The organism is Escherichia sp. MOD1-EC5189 (assembly GCF_002966045.1).
Classification (GTDB): Bacteria; Pseudomonadota; Gammaproteobacteria; order Enterobacterales; family Enterobacteriaceae; genus Escherichia; species Escherichia coli_F.
Window position 1 is genome coordinate 62288 of sequence record NZ_PTRX01000012.1, and the last position, 16551, is coordinate 78838.

Annotated in this window: 14 protein-coding genes; 9 read left to right on the forward strand and 5 right to left on the reverse strand. The window is 51.1% G+C overall.

Annotated features, from left to right (window positions below):
• Window positions 1-326 precede the first annotated feature (326 nt).
• The gene (gene mtlD / locus ATB02_RS12535) at window positions 327-1475 is read left to right on the forward strand and encodes a mannitol-1-phosphate 5-dehydrogenase (protein ID WP_105271675.1); all 1149 of its coding nucleotides are present in this window, start codon (window positions 327-329) and stop codon (window positions 1473-1475) included.
• A complete protein-coding gene (mtlR, locus tag ATB02_RS12540; protein ID WP_000228261.1) occupies window positions 1475-2062 on the forward strand; it encodes a mannitol operon repressor MtlR in 588 nt (195 codons plus the stop codon). Before mtlD ends, mtlR begins: the two co-directional genes overlap by 1 nt.
• A gap of 10 nt (window positions 2063-2072) precedes the next feature.
• Here mtlR and yibT read toward each other — a convergent pair whose 3' ends face one another.
• Window positions 2073-2282 carry a protein YibT gene (gene yibT / locus ATB02_RS12545; RefSeq protein WP_000517099.1) on the reverse strand — a complete coding sequence of 70 codons (210 nt, stop codon included), beginning with the start codon at window positions 2280-2282 and terminating at the stop codon, window positions 2073-2075.
• A gap of 283 nt (window positions 2283-2565) precedes the next feature.
• On the opposite strand from yibT, the gene ATB02_RS12550 reads away from it, so the two are divergent.
• The 7 genes from ATB02_RS12550 to trmL all read left to right on the forward strand — a co-directional run bounded on the left by ATB02_RS12550 (window position 2566) and on the right by trmL (window position 13717).
• Complete coding sequence (locus ATB02_RS12550; protein WP_000665680.1) at window positions 2566-2928, forward strand: YibL family ribosome-associated protein; 363 nt, start codon at window positions 2566-2568, stop codon at window positions 2926-2928.
• A 562-nt stretch (window positions 2929-3490) separates the two neighbouring features.
• Entirely contained in the window at window positions 3491-4180 is a 690-nt protein-coding gene (locus ATB02_RS12555) for a DUF3251 domain-containing protein (RefSeq protein WP_105271676.1), read from the forward strand.
• Between the two features lie 43 nt (window positions 4181-4223).
• Window positions 4224-9161 carry a YadA-like family protein gene (locus ATB02_RS12560; RefSeq protein WP_105271677.1) on the forward strand — a complete coding sequence of 1646 codons (4938 nt, stop codon included), beginning with the start codon at window positions 4224-4226 and terminating at the stop codon, window positions 9159-9161.
• 416 nt (window positions 9162-9577) lie between these two features.
• Window positions 9578-11233 carry an L-lactate permease gene (gene lldP, locus ATB02_RS12570; RefSeq protein WP_001297977.1) on the forward strand — a complete coding sequence of 552 codons (1656 nt, stop codon included), beginning with the start codon at window positions 9578-9580 and terminating at the stop codon, window positions 11231-11233.
• The gene (gene lldR / locus ATB02_RS12575; RefSeq protein ID WP_105271678.1) at window positions 11233-12009 is read left to right on the forward strand and encodes a transcriptional regulator LldR; all 777 of its coding nucleotides are present in this window, start codon (window positions 11233-11235) and stop codon (window positions 12007-12009) included. Before lldP ends, lldR begins: the two co-directional genes overlap by 1 nt.
• The gene (lldD, locus tag ATB02_RS12580; RefSeq protein WP_105271679.1) at window positions 12006-13196 is read left to right on the forward strand and encodes a quinone-dependent L-lactate dehydrogenase; all 1191 of its coding nucleotides are present in this window, start codon (window positions 12006-12008) and stop codon (window positions 13194-13196) included. The genes lldR and lldD overlap by 4 nt, the downstream gene beginning before the upstream one ends.
• A gap of 47 nt (window positions 13197-13243) precedes the next feature.
• Entirely contained in the window at window positions 13244-13717 is a 474-nt protein-coding gene (gene trmL / locus ATB02_RS12585; protein WP_000932361.1) for a tRNA (uridine(34)/cytosine(34)/5-carboxymethylaminomethyluridine(34)-2'-O)-methyltransferase TrmL, read from the forward strand.
• 52 nt (window positions 13718-13769) lie between these two features.
• Here the strand turns inward: trmL and cysE are convergent, their stop codons facing one another.
• From cysE to grxC, 4 genes are all read right to left on the reverse strand, one after another.
• Window positions 13770-14591 (reverse strand): serine O-acetyltransferase, encoded by an 822-nt coding sequence (cysE, locus tag ATB02_RS12590; RefSeq protein ID WP_001277561.1) that lies wholly within the window; start codon window positions 14589-14591, stop codon window positions 13770-13772.
• Between the two features lie 79 nt (window positions 14592-14670).
• Window positions 14671-15690: an NAD(P)H-dependent glycerol-3-phosphate dehydrogenase gene (gene gpsA / locus ATB02_RS12595; RefSeq protein ID WP_001076194.1), complete on the reverse strand. Its 1020-nt coding sequence runs from the start codon at window positions 15688-15690 to the stop codon at window positions 14671-14673.
• Window positions 15690-16157, reverse strand: a complete 468-nt coding sequence (gene secB, locus ATB02_RS12600) for a protein-export chaperone SecB (RefSeq protein ID WP_000003377.1) — start codon at window positions 16155-16157, stop codon at window positions 15690-15692. The genes gpsA and secB overlap by 1 nt, the downstream gene beginning before the upstream one ends.
• A 62-nt stretch (window positions 16158-16219) precedes the next feature.
• Window positions 16220-16471: a glutaredoxin 3 gene (gene grxC / locus ATB02_RS12605; RefSeq protein ID WP_000024392.1), complete on the reverse strand. Its 252-nt coding sequence runs from the start codon at window positions 16469-16471 to the stop codon at window positions 16220-16222.
• Window positions 16472-16551 lie beyond the last annotated feature (80 nt).

Sequence of the window (16551 nt, forward strand, 5' to 3'; positions counted from 1 at the left end):
AATTGCCTGATGCGCTACGCTTATCAGGCCTACAAAACAAAGCGCAATTTGTTGAATTTGCACGTTCTTGTAGGCCGGATAAGGCATTTACGCCGCATCCGGCGCTGCCCCTCTCCACATGGAGAAGATGGGCTGATTGCCTGATGCGCTACGCTTATCAGGCCTACAAAACAAAGCGCAATTTGTTGAATTTGCACGTTCTTGTAGGCCGGATAAGGCGTTTGCGCCGCATCCGGCGCGGCTCCTCTCCACATGGAGAGGGTTCGGGTGAGGGAAAAGCCTCACCCCAGCCCTCTCGGGTAAAAACATTGATGAAGGTTAATACTATGAAAGCATTACATTTTGGCGCAGGTAATATCGGTCGTGGCTTTATCGGTAAACTGCTGGCAGACGCAGGTATCCAACTGACGTTTGCCGATGTCAATCAGGTGGTACTTGATGCCCTGAATGCCCGTCATAGCTATCAGGTTCATGTGGTCGGTGAAACCGAGCAGGTAGATACCGTTTCTGGCGTCAATGCTGTCAGCAGCATTGGTGATGATGTCGTTGAGCTGATTGCTCAGGTTGATTTAGTCACTACCGCCGTGGGCCCGGTTGTGCTGGAACGTATTGCTCCGGCAATCGCCAAAGGGCTGGTGAAACGTAAAGAACAAGGTAATGAATCCCCACTGAACATTATCGCCTGTGAAAACATGGTACGCGGCACCACGCAGCTGAAAGGCCATGTGATGAACGCCCTGCCAGAAGACGCCAAAGCGTGGGTAGAAGAACACGTTGGCTTTGTGGATTCCGCCGTTGACCGCATCGTACCGCCTTCCGCTTCGGCAACGAACGATCCGCTGGAAGTGACAGTCGAAACCTTCAGCGAATGGATTGTCGATAAAACCCAGTTCAAAGGTGCACTGCCGAACATCCCAGGCATGGAGTTAACCGACAACCTGATGGCATTTGTTGAGCGTAAACTCTTCACCCTGAATACAGGTCATGCTATAACCGCGTACCTCGGAAAACTGGCAGGTCATCAGACCATTCGTGACGCAATTCTCGACGAGAAAATCCGCGCGGTAGTAAAAGGGGCGATGGAAGAAAGTGGCGCTGTACTGATTAAGCGTTACGGTTTTGACGCGGACAAACATGCGGCGTACATCCAGAAAATCCTTGGTCGTTTTGAAAACCCGTATCTGAAAGACGATGTAGAGCGCGTAGGCCGTCAGCCGCTGCGTAAACTGAGTGCTGGCGACCGTCTGATCAAGCCACTGCTCGGAACGCTGGAATATGGTCTGCCACATAAAAACCTGATTGAAGGTATTGCTGCTGCAATGCACTTCCGCAGTGAAGATGATCCGCAGGCTCAGGAACTGACAGCACTGATTGCCGACAAAGGCCCGCAAGCCGCACTGGCGCAGATTTCCGGCCTTGATGCTAACAGCGAGGTTGTATCCGAGGCGGTAACCGCTTATAAAGCAATGCAATAATGGTGGACCAGGCGCAGGACTCCCTGCGCCCGAATAACAGATTGTCAGATATGCAGGCAACAATGGAACAAACCCAGGCCTTTGAAAACCGTGTGCTTGAGCGTCTGAATGCTGGCAAAACCGTGCGAAGCTTTCTGATTACCGCCGTCGAGCTTTTGACCGAGGCGGTAAATCTTCTGGTGCTTCAGGTATTCCGCAAAGACGATTACGCGGTGAAGTATGCTGTAGAACCGTTACTCGACGGCGATGGCCCGCTGGGCGATCTTTCTGTGCGTTTAAAACTCATTTACGGGTTGGGTGTCATTAACCGCCATGAATATGAAGATGCGGAACTGCTGATGGCATTGCGTGAAGAACTAAATCACGACGGCAATGAGTACGCCTTTACCGACGACGAAATTCTTGGCCCCTTTGGTGAGCTGCACTGTGTGGCAGCGTTACCACCGCCGCCACAGTTTGAACCCGCAGACTCCAGTTTGTATGCAATGCAAATTCAGCGTTACCAACAGGCTGTGCGATCAACAATGGTCCTTTCACTGACAGAGCTGATTTCCAAAATCAGCTTAAAAAAAGCCTTTCAAAAGTAAGTACTTTCGCTTACTTCTCCTCTACCTGTTTCGGCCGATAAAGCCGACGATAATACTCCAGACGTTGTAGATATAACGGCACGCTTTCATCAGGTATTCCGGACGGAATCGCATTGCGGGGAGGAAGTTTTTTCAGATACTCCCGGAACGCCTGGCTCGATGCCATGAAATCTACAGCTTTATCGATAAGAAGCGGAACGTTTTCACCTAATTTGCCCATGATGATATCTCCGTATTACCCCGCGCCGGGAATGCGCGGCCGCCAATTTTAGTTTAGATCCCGGTATAAATGACATTAAGGAAAACGTGCTCAATCCTCAATAATGATCCTCTTCTGTTGTCTATCTTTTTTCTTTAAATTTCCTAATTAATCAATAGATTGGGTGATTTTCAAACACATTAATGGTTACAATCTGGAACTATTACAATGCCATCTGTTGTGAACAAAGCACCTGGTCGCGCATACTAGAGGCTATAAATTTATCTCTATCAGAAGTCATCACATGAAAGAAGTCGAAAAAAACGAAATCAAACGTCTCAGCGATCGCCTGGACGCTATCCGCCATCAGCAGGCTGACCTGTCACTGGTTGAAGCCGCAGATAAATATGCCGAACTGGAAAAAGAAAAAGCCACGCTGGAAGCCGAAATTGCTCGCCTGCGTGAAGTTCACAGTCAGAAACTCAGTAAAGAAGCGCAAAAACTGATGAAAATGCCCTTCCAGCGCGCGATTACCAAAAAAGAGCAGGCTGATATGGGCAAGCTGAAGAAAAGTGTTCGCGGACTGGTAGTTGTGCATCCGATGACCGCGCTGGGCCGCGAAATGGGCCTGCAAGAGATGACCGGATTCTCTAAGACCGCATTTTAAGCTTCTATCTCGCCCAGCCTCTCACGATTTACTCGCTCCTGTTGGCACATGCAGGAGCCTGATACCAGATATCGGATATCTTTAACATTCTTATCACTATTGCTTCCATTTCACCGGCTCTTTGAAGCGCATATTACAGGCTAAATTCTGAAATTATGGTATGGAATAAGAAAGTGATATATAAGCGATAACAATGAATTAATACATATTAATGCCTGTAACAGCCATTAATTATTTATATTAATCGCTCAGCATCACACACTTCCCAAGAAAACATCACCATGCTGAATATTAATATTTCTCCTGGTAGGTGTTTTCATCCGGTGAAACATTTGACATTGATTGACATCGATCATTAAAATCCGCGCGATTAATATTATTGGCTACAATCTGAAATTGTCTGACATTTAATGTCATATTCGCACTACCAATTAATACAACAATTAATAGAAAAAGTATCTTATAAATTTATATAACGTATATTTCCACTCGAATCATTCATAAAAAGAATGATTACGCCGTAACAGTTAACGTATCGGGATCATGAAAAGGAATTCACCCTATGAGCATCAAAAAAGCACTATTAAGCATGTTTATAACATTGCCACTCTGGGTATTGACTGGGTGTGACTATATTGAGAAAGCGAATCTGATCGACGATCTTGCCAAACAGCAAGAATTGCAAAAAAGTAAAATAGAGATTCTTGAAAAAGAACAAGAACAAGAACAATATAAAAGAAAAATAGAAATTATTGAAAATCAACAAATTAATATTGCAAACACCACTAAAGTGCTGGCGGGTGTAGTAAAGGCGGTCAAAGACAAACAGGACGAATTTGTCTTCACCGAATTTAACCCAGCACAAACAAAATACTTCATTTTAAACAATGGCTCGGTTGGTTTGGCAGGCCGGGTGCTGGCTATTGATGCGGTTGAAAATGGCAGCGTTATTCGTATTTCGCTGGTTAACCTTTTAAGCGTTCCCGTATTAAATATTGGCTTTCAAGCCACATGGGGCAATGAAAGACCCACCGATGCCAAAGCGCTGGCAAAGTGGCAGCAACTGCTGTTCAACACCACCATGAACTCCACCCTGCAATTAATGCCAGGTCAATGGCAAGACATTAATCTGACATTAAAAGGCGTTTCACCTAATAACCTGAAGTATCTGAAATTGTCCATCAATATGGCCAATCTCCAGTTCGACACTGTTCAACCTGCTGAAACCCGGCAGCGGAAAAACAAAAAATAAATGCAGCTTCTGCGCTTATATCAAGGAATAGAGAGCATCACGAATGAACAAAATATTTAAAGTTATCTGGAATCCGGCAACGGGCAGCTATAGCGTTGCCAGCGAAACGGCGAAAAGTCGTGGGAAAAAGAGCGGGCGCAGTAAGCTCATGCTGGCGACGGTGATTGGTATCAACAGCCTGGCGTTTTCATTCAGCGCATCCGCACAGTTAGTGGGGAAAGATACTGGTCGTGGCGTTGATTATGGTCAGGGTACAGGAACAGGCTGGGTTGCTGTCGGTGAGGATGCAAGAGCAAATGCTTATACAGACACCGGTGGTGGCTCCAGTACCGCAGTGGGTTATCAGTCAAACGCCGAGGGAAGATGGTCAACAGCCATCGGCGGTAAGACTCATTCGATTGGCGAAGCATCAATGGCGTTCGGGATTAATACCACCTCAATAGGCCAGCGAAGTCTCGCTATGGGCGCATCGACAACGTCAACAGGTGACTATTCAATCGCATTTGGTCGTTATGCGGAATCAATAGGCGAATTTTCTATTGCACAAGGTGATAGCGCGAAAACAGGTGCTGATAAAGCCATCGCAGTAGGACATGGGAGCAAAGCCTTAGGAATAATGAGTATCGCCCTCGGTGACACTGCCAATGCCTCGAAAGAATATTCTATGGCACTGGGAGCAAATAGTGCAGCTAACGGCACAGACAGCCTCGCTTTAGGCAGACAATCTCTCGCCAGCGCAGCAAACGCGATTGCCATGGGCGCTGATACCGAAGCCGCTGAAAATGCAACGGCAGTGGGTACTAAAGCGGAGGCAAATGGGCTTAACAGTATCGCGTTGGGCTCCGGGAGTATTGCAAATACCGATAACACGATTGCTCTGGGTAATCAAAGCCAGGCAATCGCTGCGGGCGCCATTGCCATCGGTCAAGGTAATAAAGCTGACGGCGTAAATGCAATCGCACTGGGAAATGGGAGTATTACCGGTGGGGCAAATGCCATTGCTCTTGGACAAGGCAGTTATGCCGGTTTAGAAAATGGCATTGCAATTGGTGCTCAGGCCACTGCTCAAGGTAAAAATTCAATTGCTCTGGGTGCTGGTTCTGTCGCGACTGAAGCGGATACTGTCTCCGTGGGTAACACAACAGCTCAGCGAAAAATTGTCAATATGGCAAAAGGTGATATCGACAATAACAGTACTGATGCCATCAATGGATCACAGCTTTATGCTATCAGTAAGTCAGTAGCAGATAATCTTGGTGGAGGAGCGACCGTCAATTCGCAGGGCGTCGTGACTTCCCCAAATTACAGACTGAAAAATGGTATTTATGGCAATGTTGGCGACGCCTTAGCGGATCTAAACACGAATACGATACAATGGGACTCCCTCAAAAAGGGATTTAGTGCGGCACATGGTACAGATGCCACCAGCAAAATCACTAACGTCACCGCTGGCGAGCTCTCTGACACCAGCACCGACGCCGTTAATGGTTCTCAGCTGAAAACCACTAACGATAACGTGGCGACTAACACCACCAATATCACTAACCTGACTGATACGGTGACTGACCTTAGTGAAGACGCCCTGAAATGGGACGATGCCGCAGGCGCATTCACCGCTGCACACGGCACCAACGCCACCAACAAAATCACTAACGTCACCGCTGGCGAGCTCTCTGACACCAGCACCGACGCCGTCAACGGTTCTCAGCTGAAAACCACTAACGATAACGTGGCAACCAACACCACCAACATCACTAACCTGACTGATACGGTGACTAACCTCGGTGAAGACGCCCTGAAATGGGACGATGCCGCAGGCGCATTCACCGCTGCACACGGCACTAACGCCACCAACAAAATCACCAATGTCACCGCAGGCGAACTCTCTGACACCAGCACCGACGCCGTTAACGGTTCTCAGTTGAAAACCACTAACGATAACGTGGCAACCAACACCACCAACATCACTAACCTGACTGATACGGTGACTAACCTCGGTGAAGACGCCCTGAAATGGGACGATGCCGCAGGCGCATTCACCGCTGCACACGGCACTAACGCCACCAACAAAATCACCAATGTCACCGCAGGCGAACTCTCTGACACCAGCACCGACGCCGTTAACGGTTCTCAGTTGAAAACCACTAACGATAACGTGGCAACTAACACCACCAACATCACTAACCTGACTGATACGGTGACTAACCTCGGTGAAGATGCCCTGAAATGGGACGACGCCGCAGGCGCATTCACCGCTGCACACGGTACTAACGCCACCAACAAAATCAGCAACGTACAAGCTGGCATAGTCTCCTCTGACAGCACTGACGCCATAAATGGCTCACAACTTTACGGTTTGGCTGATTCATTCACGTCGTATCTGGGTGGTGGTGCTGATATTAGCGATACAGGTGTATTAACCGGGCCAACCTATAGTATTGGCGGCACTGACTACACTAACGTCGGGGATGCTCTGGCTGCGATTAACACTTCATTTAGTGATTCTCTCGGTGATGCTCTGCTCTGGGATACAACCGCAGGCAAATTCAGCGCCAAACACGGCATTAATAATGATCCCAGTGTAATCACTGATATTGCAAACGGTGCAGTCTCGTCCACCAGTAGCGACGCTATTAACGGTTCACAGCTTTATGGCGTTAGTGACTACATTGCCGATGCTCTGGGCGGGAACGCTGTGGTGAATGCGGATGGCAGTATCACCGCACCGACTTATGCCATCGCTGGCGGCAGTTACAGCAACGTTGGTGACGCACTGGAAGCGATCGATACCACGCTGGATGACGCCCTGCTCTGGGATGCAACAGCCAATGACGGTGCTGGTGCATTCAGCGCCGGTCGTGGGGTAGATAACACTGCCAGTAAGATTACTAACGTCGCAAATGGTGCAATCTCTGCCACCAGCAGCGACGCGATTAACGGCTCACAACTCTATACCACTAATAAATATATCGCTGATGCTCTGGGCGGTGATGCAGAAGTTAACGCTGACGGTACTATCACTGCGCCGACTTACACCATTGCGAATGCCGAGTACAACAATGTCGGTGACGCTCTGGATGCGCTTGATGAGAACGCGCTGCTGTGGGATGCGACCGCCAATAACGGCGAAGGGGCTTACAACGCCAGTCATGACGGCAAGGCCAGCATTATCACAAACGTTGCTGATGGTAACATTGGTGAAGGTAGCACCGATGCTATCAACGGTTCTCAGCTGTTTAACACCAATATGCTGATCCAGCAGAACAGCGAAGTCATCAATCAGCTTGCCGGTAACACCAGTGAAACCTACATCGAAGAAAATGGTGCAGGTATTAACTATGTGCGTACCAATGACACCGGTTTAACCTTCACCGATGCCAGCGCAGCAGGTATTGGCTCTACCGCTGTGGGGTATAACTCTGTGGCCAAAGGTGATAGCAGCGTGGCCATGGGTTATAACTCTGTTGCCAAAGGCGATAGCAGCGTGGCCATCGGTCAGGACAGCTACAGTGACGTTGATACAGGTATCGCTCTTGGTAGCAGTTCCGTTTCCAGCCGTGTAATAGTTAAAGGTTCTCGTGACACCAGCGTATCGGAAGAAGGTGTTGTGATTGGTTATGACACAACTGACGGTGAACTGCTTGGCGCATTATCAATTGGTGATGAAGGTAAATACCGTCAAATCATCAATGTTGCCGATGGTTCTGAAGCCCATGATGCCGTTACGGTTCGCCAGTTGCAGAATGCGATTGGTGCAGTAGCCACCACGCCGACCAAATACTATCACGCCAACTCAACGGCTGAAGACTCACTGGCAGTCGGTGAAGACTCGCTGGCAATGGGCGCAAAAACCATCGTTAATGGTAATGCAGGTATTGGTATCGGCCTGAACACTTTAGTTCTGGCAGATGCGATTAACGGTATTGCTATCGGTAGCAACGCGCGTGCAAACCATGCAAACAGCATTGCAATGGGTAATGGTTCTCAAACTACCCGTGGCGCACAAACTGGCTACACCGCCTACAACATGGATGCACCGCAGAACTCTGTGGGTGAATTCTCCGTAGGTAGCGAAGACGGTCAACGTCAGATCACCAACGTCGCGGCTGGTTCGGCGGATACCGATGCGGTCAACGTGGGTCAATTGAAAGTAACGGATGCGCAGGTTTCCCAGAATACCCAGAGCATTACTAACCTGAACAATCAGGTGACGAATCTGGATACTCGCGTGACCAATATCGAGAACGGTATTGGCGATATCGTGACCACAGGTAGCACCAAGTACTTCAAGACCAACACCGATGGCGTAGATGCTAACGCCCAGGGTAAAGACAGTGTGGCGATTGGTTCTGGATCCATTGCTGCCGCTGACAACAGCGTCGCTCTGGGTACAGGCTCCGTGGCCAACGAAGAAAACACAATCTCTGTGGGTTCTTCTACCAACCAGCGCCGTATCACCAACGTTGCTGCCGGTGTTAATGCCACTGATGCGGTTAACGTTTCGCAACTGAAGTCTTCCGAAGCAGGTGGCGTTCGCTACGACACCAAAGCTGATGGCTCTATCGACTACAGCAACATTACTCTCGGTGGCGGCAATGGCGGTACGACTCGCATCAGCAACGTTTCTGCGGGCGTGAACAACAACGACGCAGTGAACTATGCACAGTTGAAGCAAAGTGTGCAGGAAACGAAGCAATACACCGATCAGCGCATGGTTGAAATGGATAACAAACTGTCCAAAACCGAAAGCAAGTTGAGCGGTGGTATCGCTTCCGCAATGGCAATGACCGGTCTGCCGCAGGCTTACACGCCGGGAGCCAGCATGGCCTCTATTGGTGGTGGTACTTACAACGGCGAATCGGCTGTTGCTTTAGGTGTGTCGATGGTGAGCGCCAATGGTCGTTGGGTCTACAAATTACAAGGTAGTACCAATAGCCAGGGTGAATACTCCGCCGCACTCGGTGCCGGTATTCAGTGGTAATGATTCATTAATGAATGGGTAAACGCCAAATTGCGTGATGCGCTACGCTTATCAGACCTACGGGATGATTCAGCACATTCCTGTAGGACGGATAAGGCGTTCACGCCGCATCCGGCAAGATAAGGCGCACCAGATCAACAATCTGAGGGCAATTCTCTGATGGGAATTGCCCTTTTCTTTACAGACATCTCCCTCACTCCAAATTGGCCCTACCAATTCTTCGCTTATCTGACCTCTGGTTCACAGTTCCCCAATTAAAACTCACATCAATGTTGCCAATACATAACATTTAGTTAACTATTCATTGTCATTATCCCTACACAACACAATTGGCAGTGCCACTTTTACACAACGTGTGACACGGAGATGAGCAACAGACTCATTACGCGGCGTGTGTGGACTGCAGGAGACCTGCAATGAATCTCTGGCAACAAAACTATGATCCCGCCGGGAATATCTGGCTTTCCAGCCTGATAGCATCGCTTCCCATCCTGTTTTTCTTCTTTGCGCTGATTAAGCTCAAACTGAAAGGATACGTCGCCGCCTCGTGGACGGTGGCAATCGCCCTTGCCGTGGCTTTGCTGTTCTATAAAATGCCGGTCGCTAACGCGCTGGCCTCGGTGGTTTATGGCTTCTTCTACGGTTTGTGGCCCATCGCGTGGATCATTATTGCAGCGGTGTTCGTCTATAAGATCTCGGTGAAAACCGGGCAGTTTGACATCATCCGCTCGTCTATTCTTTCGATAACCCCTGACCAGCGCCTGCAAATGCTGATCGTCGGTTTCTGTTTCGGCGCGTTCCTCGAAGGAGCCGCAGGATTTGGCGCACCGGTAGCAATTACCGCTGCATTGCTGGTCGGCCTGGGCTTTAAACCGCTGTACGCCGCCGGGCTGTGCCTGATTGTTAACACCGCGCCAGTGGCATTTGGTGCGATGGGTATTCCGATTCTGGTCGCCGGGCAGGTAACAGGCATCGACAGCTTTGAGATTGGCCAGATGGTGGGGCGTCAGCTACCGTTTATGACCATTATCGTGCTGTTCTGGATTATGGCGATTATGGACGGCTGGCGCGGTATCAAAGAAACCTGGCCTGCGGTCGTGGTTGCGGGCGGCTCGTTTGCCATCGCTCAATACCTCAGCTCTAACTTCATTGGGCCGGAACTGCCAGACATTATCTCTTCGCTGGTATCGCTGCTCTGCCTGACACTGTTCCTCAAACGCTGGCAGCCGGTGCGCGTATTCCGTTTTGGTGATTTGGGAGCGTCACAGGTTGATATGACGCTGGCCCACACCGGTTACACCGCGGGTCAGGTATTACGTGCCTGGACACCGTTCCTGTTCCTGACTGCTACCGTAACACTGTGGAGTATCCCGCCGTTTAAAGCCCTGTTCGCATCGGGTGGCGCGCTGTATGAGTGGGTGATCAATATTCCGGTGCCGTACCTCGATAAACTGGTTGCCCGTATGCCGCCAGTGGTCAGCGAAGCGACAGCGTATGCCGCCGTGTTTAAGTTCGACTGGTTCTCTGCCACCGGTACCGCCATTCTTTTTGCTGCCCTGCTCTCAATTGTCTGGCTGAAGATGAAACCATCTGACGCTATCAGCACCTTCGGCAGCACGCTGAAAGAACTGGCTCTGCCTATCTACTCCATCGGTATGGTGCTGGCATTCGCCTTTATTTCGAACTATTCCGGACTGTCATCAACACTGGCGCTGGCACTGGCGCATACCGGCCATGCATTCACCTTCTTCTCGCCGTTCCTCGGCTGGCTTGGTGTCTTCCTGACCGGATCGGATACCTCATCTAACGCCCTGTTCGCCGCGCTGCAAGCCACTGCAGCACAACAAATTGGCGTTTCTGACCTGTTGCTGGTTGCTGCCAACACCACCGGTGGTGTCACCGGCAAAATGATCTCGCCGCAATCTATCGCTATCGCCTGTGCGGCGGTTGGCCTGGTGGGCAAAGAGTCTGATTTGTTCCGCTTTACTGTCAAACACAGCCTGATCTTCACCTGTATGGTGGGCGTGATCACCACGCTTCAGGCTTATGTCTTAACGTGGATGATTCCTTAATGATTGTTTTACCCAGACGCCTGTCAGACGAGGTTGCCGATCGTGTGCGGGCGCTGATTGATGAAAAAAACCTGGAGGCGGGCATGAAGTTGCCCGCTGAACGTCAACTGGCGATGCAACTCGGCGTATCGCGAAATTCACTGCGCGAGGCGCTGGCGAAACTGGTGAGCGAAGGTGTGCTGCTCAGTCGACGCGGCGGCGGGACGTTTATTCGCTGGCGTCATGACACATGGTCGGAGCAAAACATCGTCCAGCCGTTGAAAACGCTGATGGCCGATGATCCGGATTACAGTTTCGATATTCTGGAAGCCCGCTACGCCATAGAAGCCAGCACAGCGTGGCATGCAGCAATGCGCGCCACGCCTGGCGAAAAAGAGAAAATTCAGCTTTGCTTTGAAGCAACACTCAGCGAAGACCCGGATCTCGCCTCACAAGCGGACGTTCGTTTTCATCTGGCGATTGCCGAAGCCTCACATAACATTGTGTTGCTGCAAACCATGCGTGGTTTCTTCGATGTCCTGCAATCCTCAGTGAAGCATAGCCGTCAGCGGATGTATCTGGTGCCCCCGGTTTTTTCACAACTGACCGAACAACATCAGGCTGTCATTGACGCCATTTTTGCCGGTGATGCTGACCGGGCGCGTAAAGCAATGATGGCGCACCTTAGCTTTGTTCACACCACCATGAAACGATTCGATGAAGATCAGGCTCGCCATGCACGCATTACCCGCCTGCCTGGTGACCATAATGAGAATTCGAGGGAGAAAAACGCATGATTATTTCCGCAGCCAGCGATTATCGCGCCGCAGCACAACGCATTCTGCCGCCATTCCTGTTCCACTATATGGATGGGGGGGCATATTCTGAATACACCCTGCGCCGCAACGTGGAAGATTTGTCAGAGGTGGCGCTGCGCCAGCGAATTCTGAAAAACATGTCCGACTTAAGCCTGGAAACGACGCTGTTTAATGAGAAATTGTCGATGCCAGTAGCGCTGGCTCCAGTGGGCTTGTGCGGCATGTATGCGCGACGCGGCGAAGTTCAGGCCGCAAAAGCGGCGGATGCGCATGGCATTCCGTTTACCCTCTCGACGGTTTCCGTTTGCCCAATTGAAGAAGTCGCCCCCACCATCAAGCGCCCAATGTGGTTCCAGCTTTACGTACTGCGCGATCGCGGTTTTATGCGTAACGCACTGGAACGGGCAAAAGCCGCGGGTTGTTCGACGCTGGTTTTCACCGTAGATATGCCAACGCCGGGCGCACGCTACCGTGATGCACACTCGGGTATGAGCGGCCCGAACGCGGCAATGCGCCGCTACTTGCAGGCGGTAACGCATCCGCAATGGGCGTGGGATGTGGGCCTGAATGGTCGTCCGCATGATCTCGGTAATATCTCGACTTATCTCGGCAAACCGACCGGACAGGAAGATTACATCGGCTGGCTGGGGAATAACTTCGATCCTTCTATCTCATGGAAAGACCTTGAGTGGATCCGCGATTTCTGGGATGGCCCGATGGTGATCAAAGGGATCCTCGACCCAGAAGATGCGCGTGATGCGGTACGTTTTGGCGCAGATGGCATTGTGGTTTCTAACCACGGTGGCCGCCAGCTGGACGGTGTACTCTCTTCTGCCCGTGCGTTGCCTGCTATTGCAGATGCGGTGAAAGGTGATATCGCCATTCTGGCAGATAGCGGCATTCGTAACGGGCTTGATGTCGTGCGTATGATTGCGCTCGGTGCCGATACTGTACTGCTGGGTCGTGCTTTCCTGTATGCGCTGGCAACGGCGGGCCAGGCGGGCGTGGCAAATCTGCTTAATCTGATAGAGAAAGAGATGAAAGTGGCGATGACGCTCACTGGCGCGAAATCGATTAGCGAAATTACGCAAGATTCGCTGGTGCAAGGGCTGGGTAAAGAGTTGCCTGCGGCGCTGGCTCCGATGGCGAAAGGGAATGCGGCTTAAGAGTTAGATGAATATCTGCTATCCTGCCCCCGCACTAAGGGGGCAGTATGCTAAACATCGTACTTTACGAACCAGAAATTCCGCCAAATACTGGCAACATCATCCGTCTTTGCGCTAATACCGGCTTTCGTCTGCATATCATCGAACCGATGGGATTTGCCTGGGACGACAAGCGCCTGCGCCGCGCAGGACTGGACTACCACGAATTTACCGCCGTTACGCGTCATCATAACTATGCTGCGTTCCTGGAAGCAGAAAATCCCCAGCGTCTGTTTGCCCTCACCACGAAAGGCACACCCGCACACAGCGCCGTAAGTTATCAGGATGGCGACTATCTGATGTTTGGCCCGGAAACACGCGGCCTGCCCGCGAGCATTCTCGATGCCCTGCCCGCTGAACAAAAAATTCGCATTCCAATGGTGCCGGACAGCCGCAGCATGAACCTGTCCAATGCGGTGTCGGTCGTGGTGTATGAAGCCTGGCGGCAGCTGGGGTATCCGGGAGCGGTGTTGAGAGATTAGTTACTGTATGCCGGATAGATGATTACATCGCATCCGGCACAATCACAGGACGTCAGATCCCATCCCCATATTCAAACGTATGGTTAATGCCGTTGAAATGTTGATCCATATCCATTGATGGCTTATCGCTGTCTGGTTTACCGACAATGCGTGCCGGAACGCCAGCGGCGGTGGTATGTGGCGGCACCGGTTGCAGCACCACGGAACCTGCGCCAATCTTCGCACCGCGCCCAACTTCAATATTGCCGAGAATTTTCGCACCTGCGCCAATCATCACGCCTTCACGAATTTTCGGGTGACGGTCGCCGCCAGATTTTCCCGTACCGCCAAGGGTAACGGATTGCAGAATCGACACGTCATTTTCAATCACCGCAGTTTCACCCACCACAATGCCCGTCGCGTGGTCGAGCATGATACCGCGACCAATTTTTGCCGCCGGATGAATATCCACCTGGAACGTCACAGATACCTGGTTTTGCAGAAAAATAGCCAGCGCGCGACGGCCCTGATTCCACAGCCAGTGACCGATGCGATAGGCCTGCAAGGCGTGAAAACCTTTCAGATATAACAATGGGGTTGAGTATTTATCGACTGCCGGGTCGCGGGTACGCACTGCCTGAATATCACAGGCCGCAGAAGCGATCATTTCCGGGTCGGCGGCGTAGGCTTCTTCCACCACTTCACGGATAGCAATGGCAGGCATAATTGGCGATGACAGCTTGTTCGCCAACATGTAACTCAGTGCACTGCCCAGGTTTTCGTGCTTGAGTAGCGTTGCGTGGTAAAAACTGGCCAGCATTGGTTCACAGTCCGCCAGCGTTCTGGCTTCAGCTTTAATATTGTTCCAGACAATTTCCAGTTCTTCACACGACATTGCTTACTCCACACGATGAGATAATGACCGGCCCGTTCTGCGCGGACCGGGTCATAGCGGTAACAAAGGTTCCCTGGTTTTAGTGGCTACTGCGCTCGTCCTTGCGTGCACGACCTAATAACGTCAATGCTGCCTCGCGCGCGTTTTTTCCGCAATATAATACTTGATAAATTTCCTCGGTTATTGGCATTTCAACGCCGAAGCGATGTGCCAGTTCGCGGACTTCTTTCGTATTGCGGTAGCCTTCAACCACCTGACCAATCTTCTCCTGCGCGCTTTGTACATCCATGCCCTGACCGAGCATCATGCCAAAACGGCGGTTACGCGACTGGTTGTCGGTACAGGTAAGTACCAGATCACCCAGCCCCGCCATGCCCATAAAGGTGGCAGGATCGGCCCCCAGCGCCGCGCCAAGACGCGACATTTCAGCCAGACCTCGAGTGATCAGCGCCGTACGCGCATTCGCACCAAAACCGATACCGTCGGACATTCCCGCGCCAATGGCAATGACGTTTTTCACCGCGCCGCCAAGCTGCACACCGATGAAATCCGGATTGCTGTAAACGCGGAAACTTTTGCCGCAGTGCAGCAGTTGCTGGAGATCATCAGCAAAGGTCTGGTCGGTAGAGGCCAGCGAAATGGCCGTCGGTAAACCTGCCGCCAGTTCTTTCGCAAACGTTGGGCCAGAGATAACCGCCAGCGGAATTTGATCGCCTAACGCCTCACGCGCCACGTCCTGTAACAGACGTCCGGTTTCCGCTTCCAGCCCTTTGGTCGCCCACACCAGCCGCGCATCAGGACGCATCAGCGGTTTAATCTGGCGCAGCACTTCCCCAAAGACATGGCTGGGTACGACGACGAGAATATTACGGCTGGCTGCCAGTGCGGTAGCGAGATCGCTTTCAAGATGGAGCGTATCGGGAAAAGGCACATCGGGGAGAAACGCGGCGTTACAGCGGTCGCGTTCAAGCGTTGCGATATGTTCAGGGTCATGGCCCCAGAGGACAACCTCGTGGCCATTTCTTGCCAGGGTGATGGCAAGAGCAGTGCCGTACGAGCCGGCACCGATCACAGTCATTGAAGCATTACGTTGGTTCATCAGGCATCCTGATGTTCTTCAGTACCTTCGCCAGCCTGCTGCTGCAAATAGTTCATGAACAGCGCATCGAAGTTAACCGGCGCAAGGTTCAGTTGCGGGAATGTACCGCGGGATACCATGCTGGTGATGCACTCACGAGCATACGGGAACAGAATGTTCGGGCAGTACGCGCCCAGGCAATGTGCCATCTGGGTGCCTTCGATACCCGCGATGGAGAAAATACCGCCCTGCTGAACTTCGCACAGGAACGCAGTTTCTTCGCCCAGGGATGCCGTTACGGTAACACGCAGTACCACTTCGTAAACGTCATCTGCCAGTTGAGAAGATGCCGTATCCAGATCAAGTTTAACTTCTGGCTGCCAATCTTTCTGGAAAACGTGCGGCGCATTCGGCGCTTCGAAAGAGATATCCTTGGTATAAATACGTTGGATCTGGAAAGTCATTTCAGTGTTGTTTTGTTCTGACATGTGTCGAAAACCCTTAAGTGTTGTCCTTCAATACTGCGCAATGTAATGCCAACGTTCACACGTTATTTCAGCAGGGGATCCAGTCCACCACGTGCATCCAATGCATACAAGTCATCACAGCCGCCAATGTGCTGTGCGTCAATAAAAATCTGCGGAACCGTGGTGCGACCGCTGCGTTTGATCATCTCTTCACGCTTGGCAGCATTGCCATCAATCGGCAGTTCCTGGAAGCTCACGCCCTTGCTGCTCAGCAGTGCTTTCGCACGATGGCAATACGGGCAGGTTTCTTTGGTATAGATTTCAACATTGGCCATAACTTAGCTCCTGTTTTTTTACCCTGTAATTTCATGTTACATGGGTGGCACAAATTGGAGTGTCCCCAGAAGCTTATATC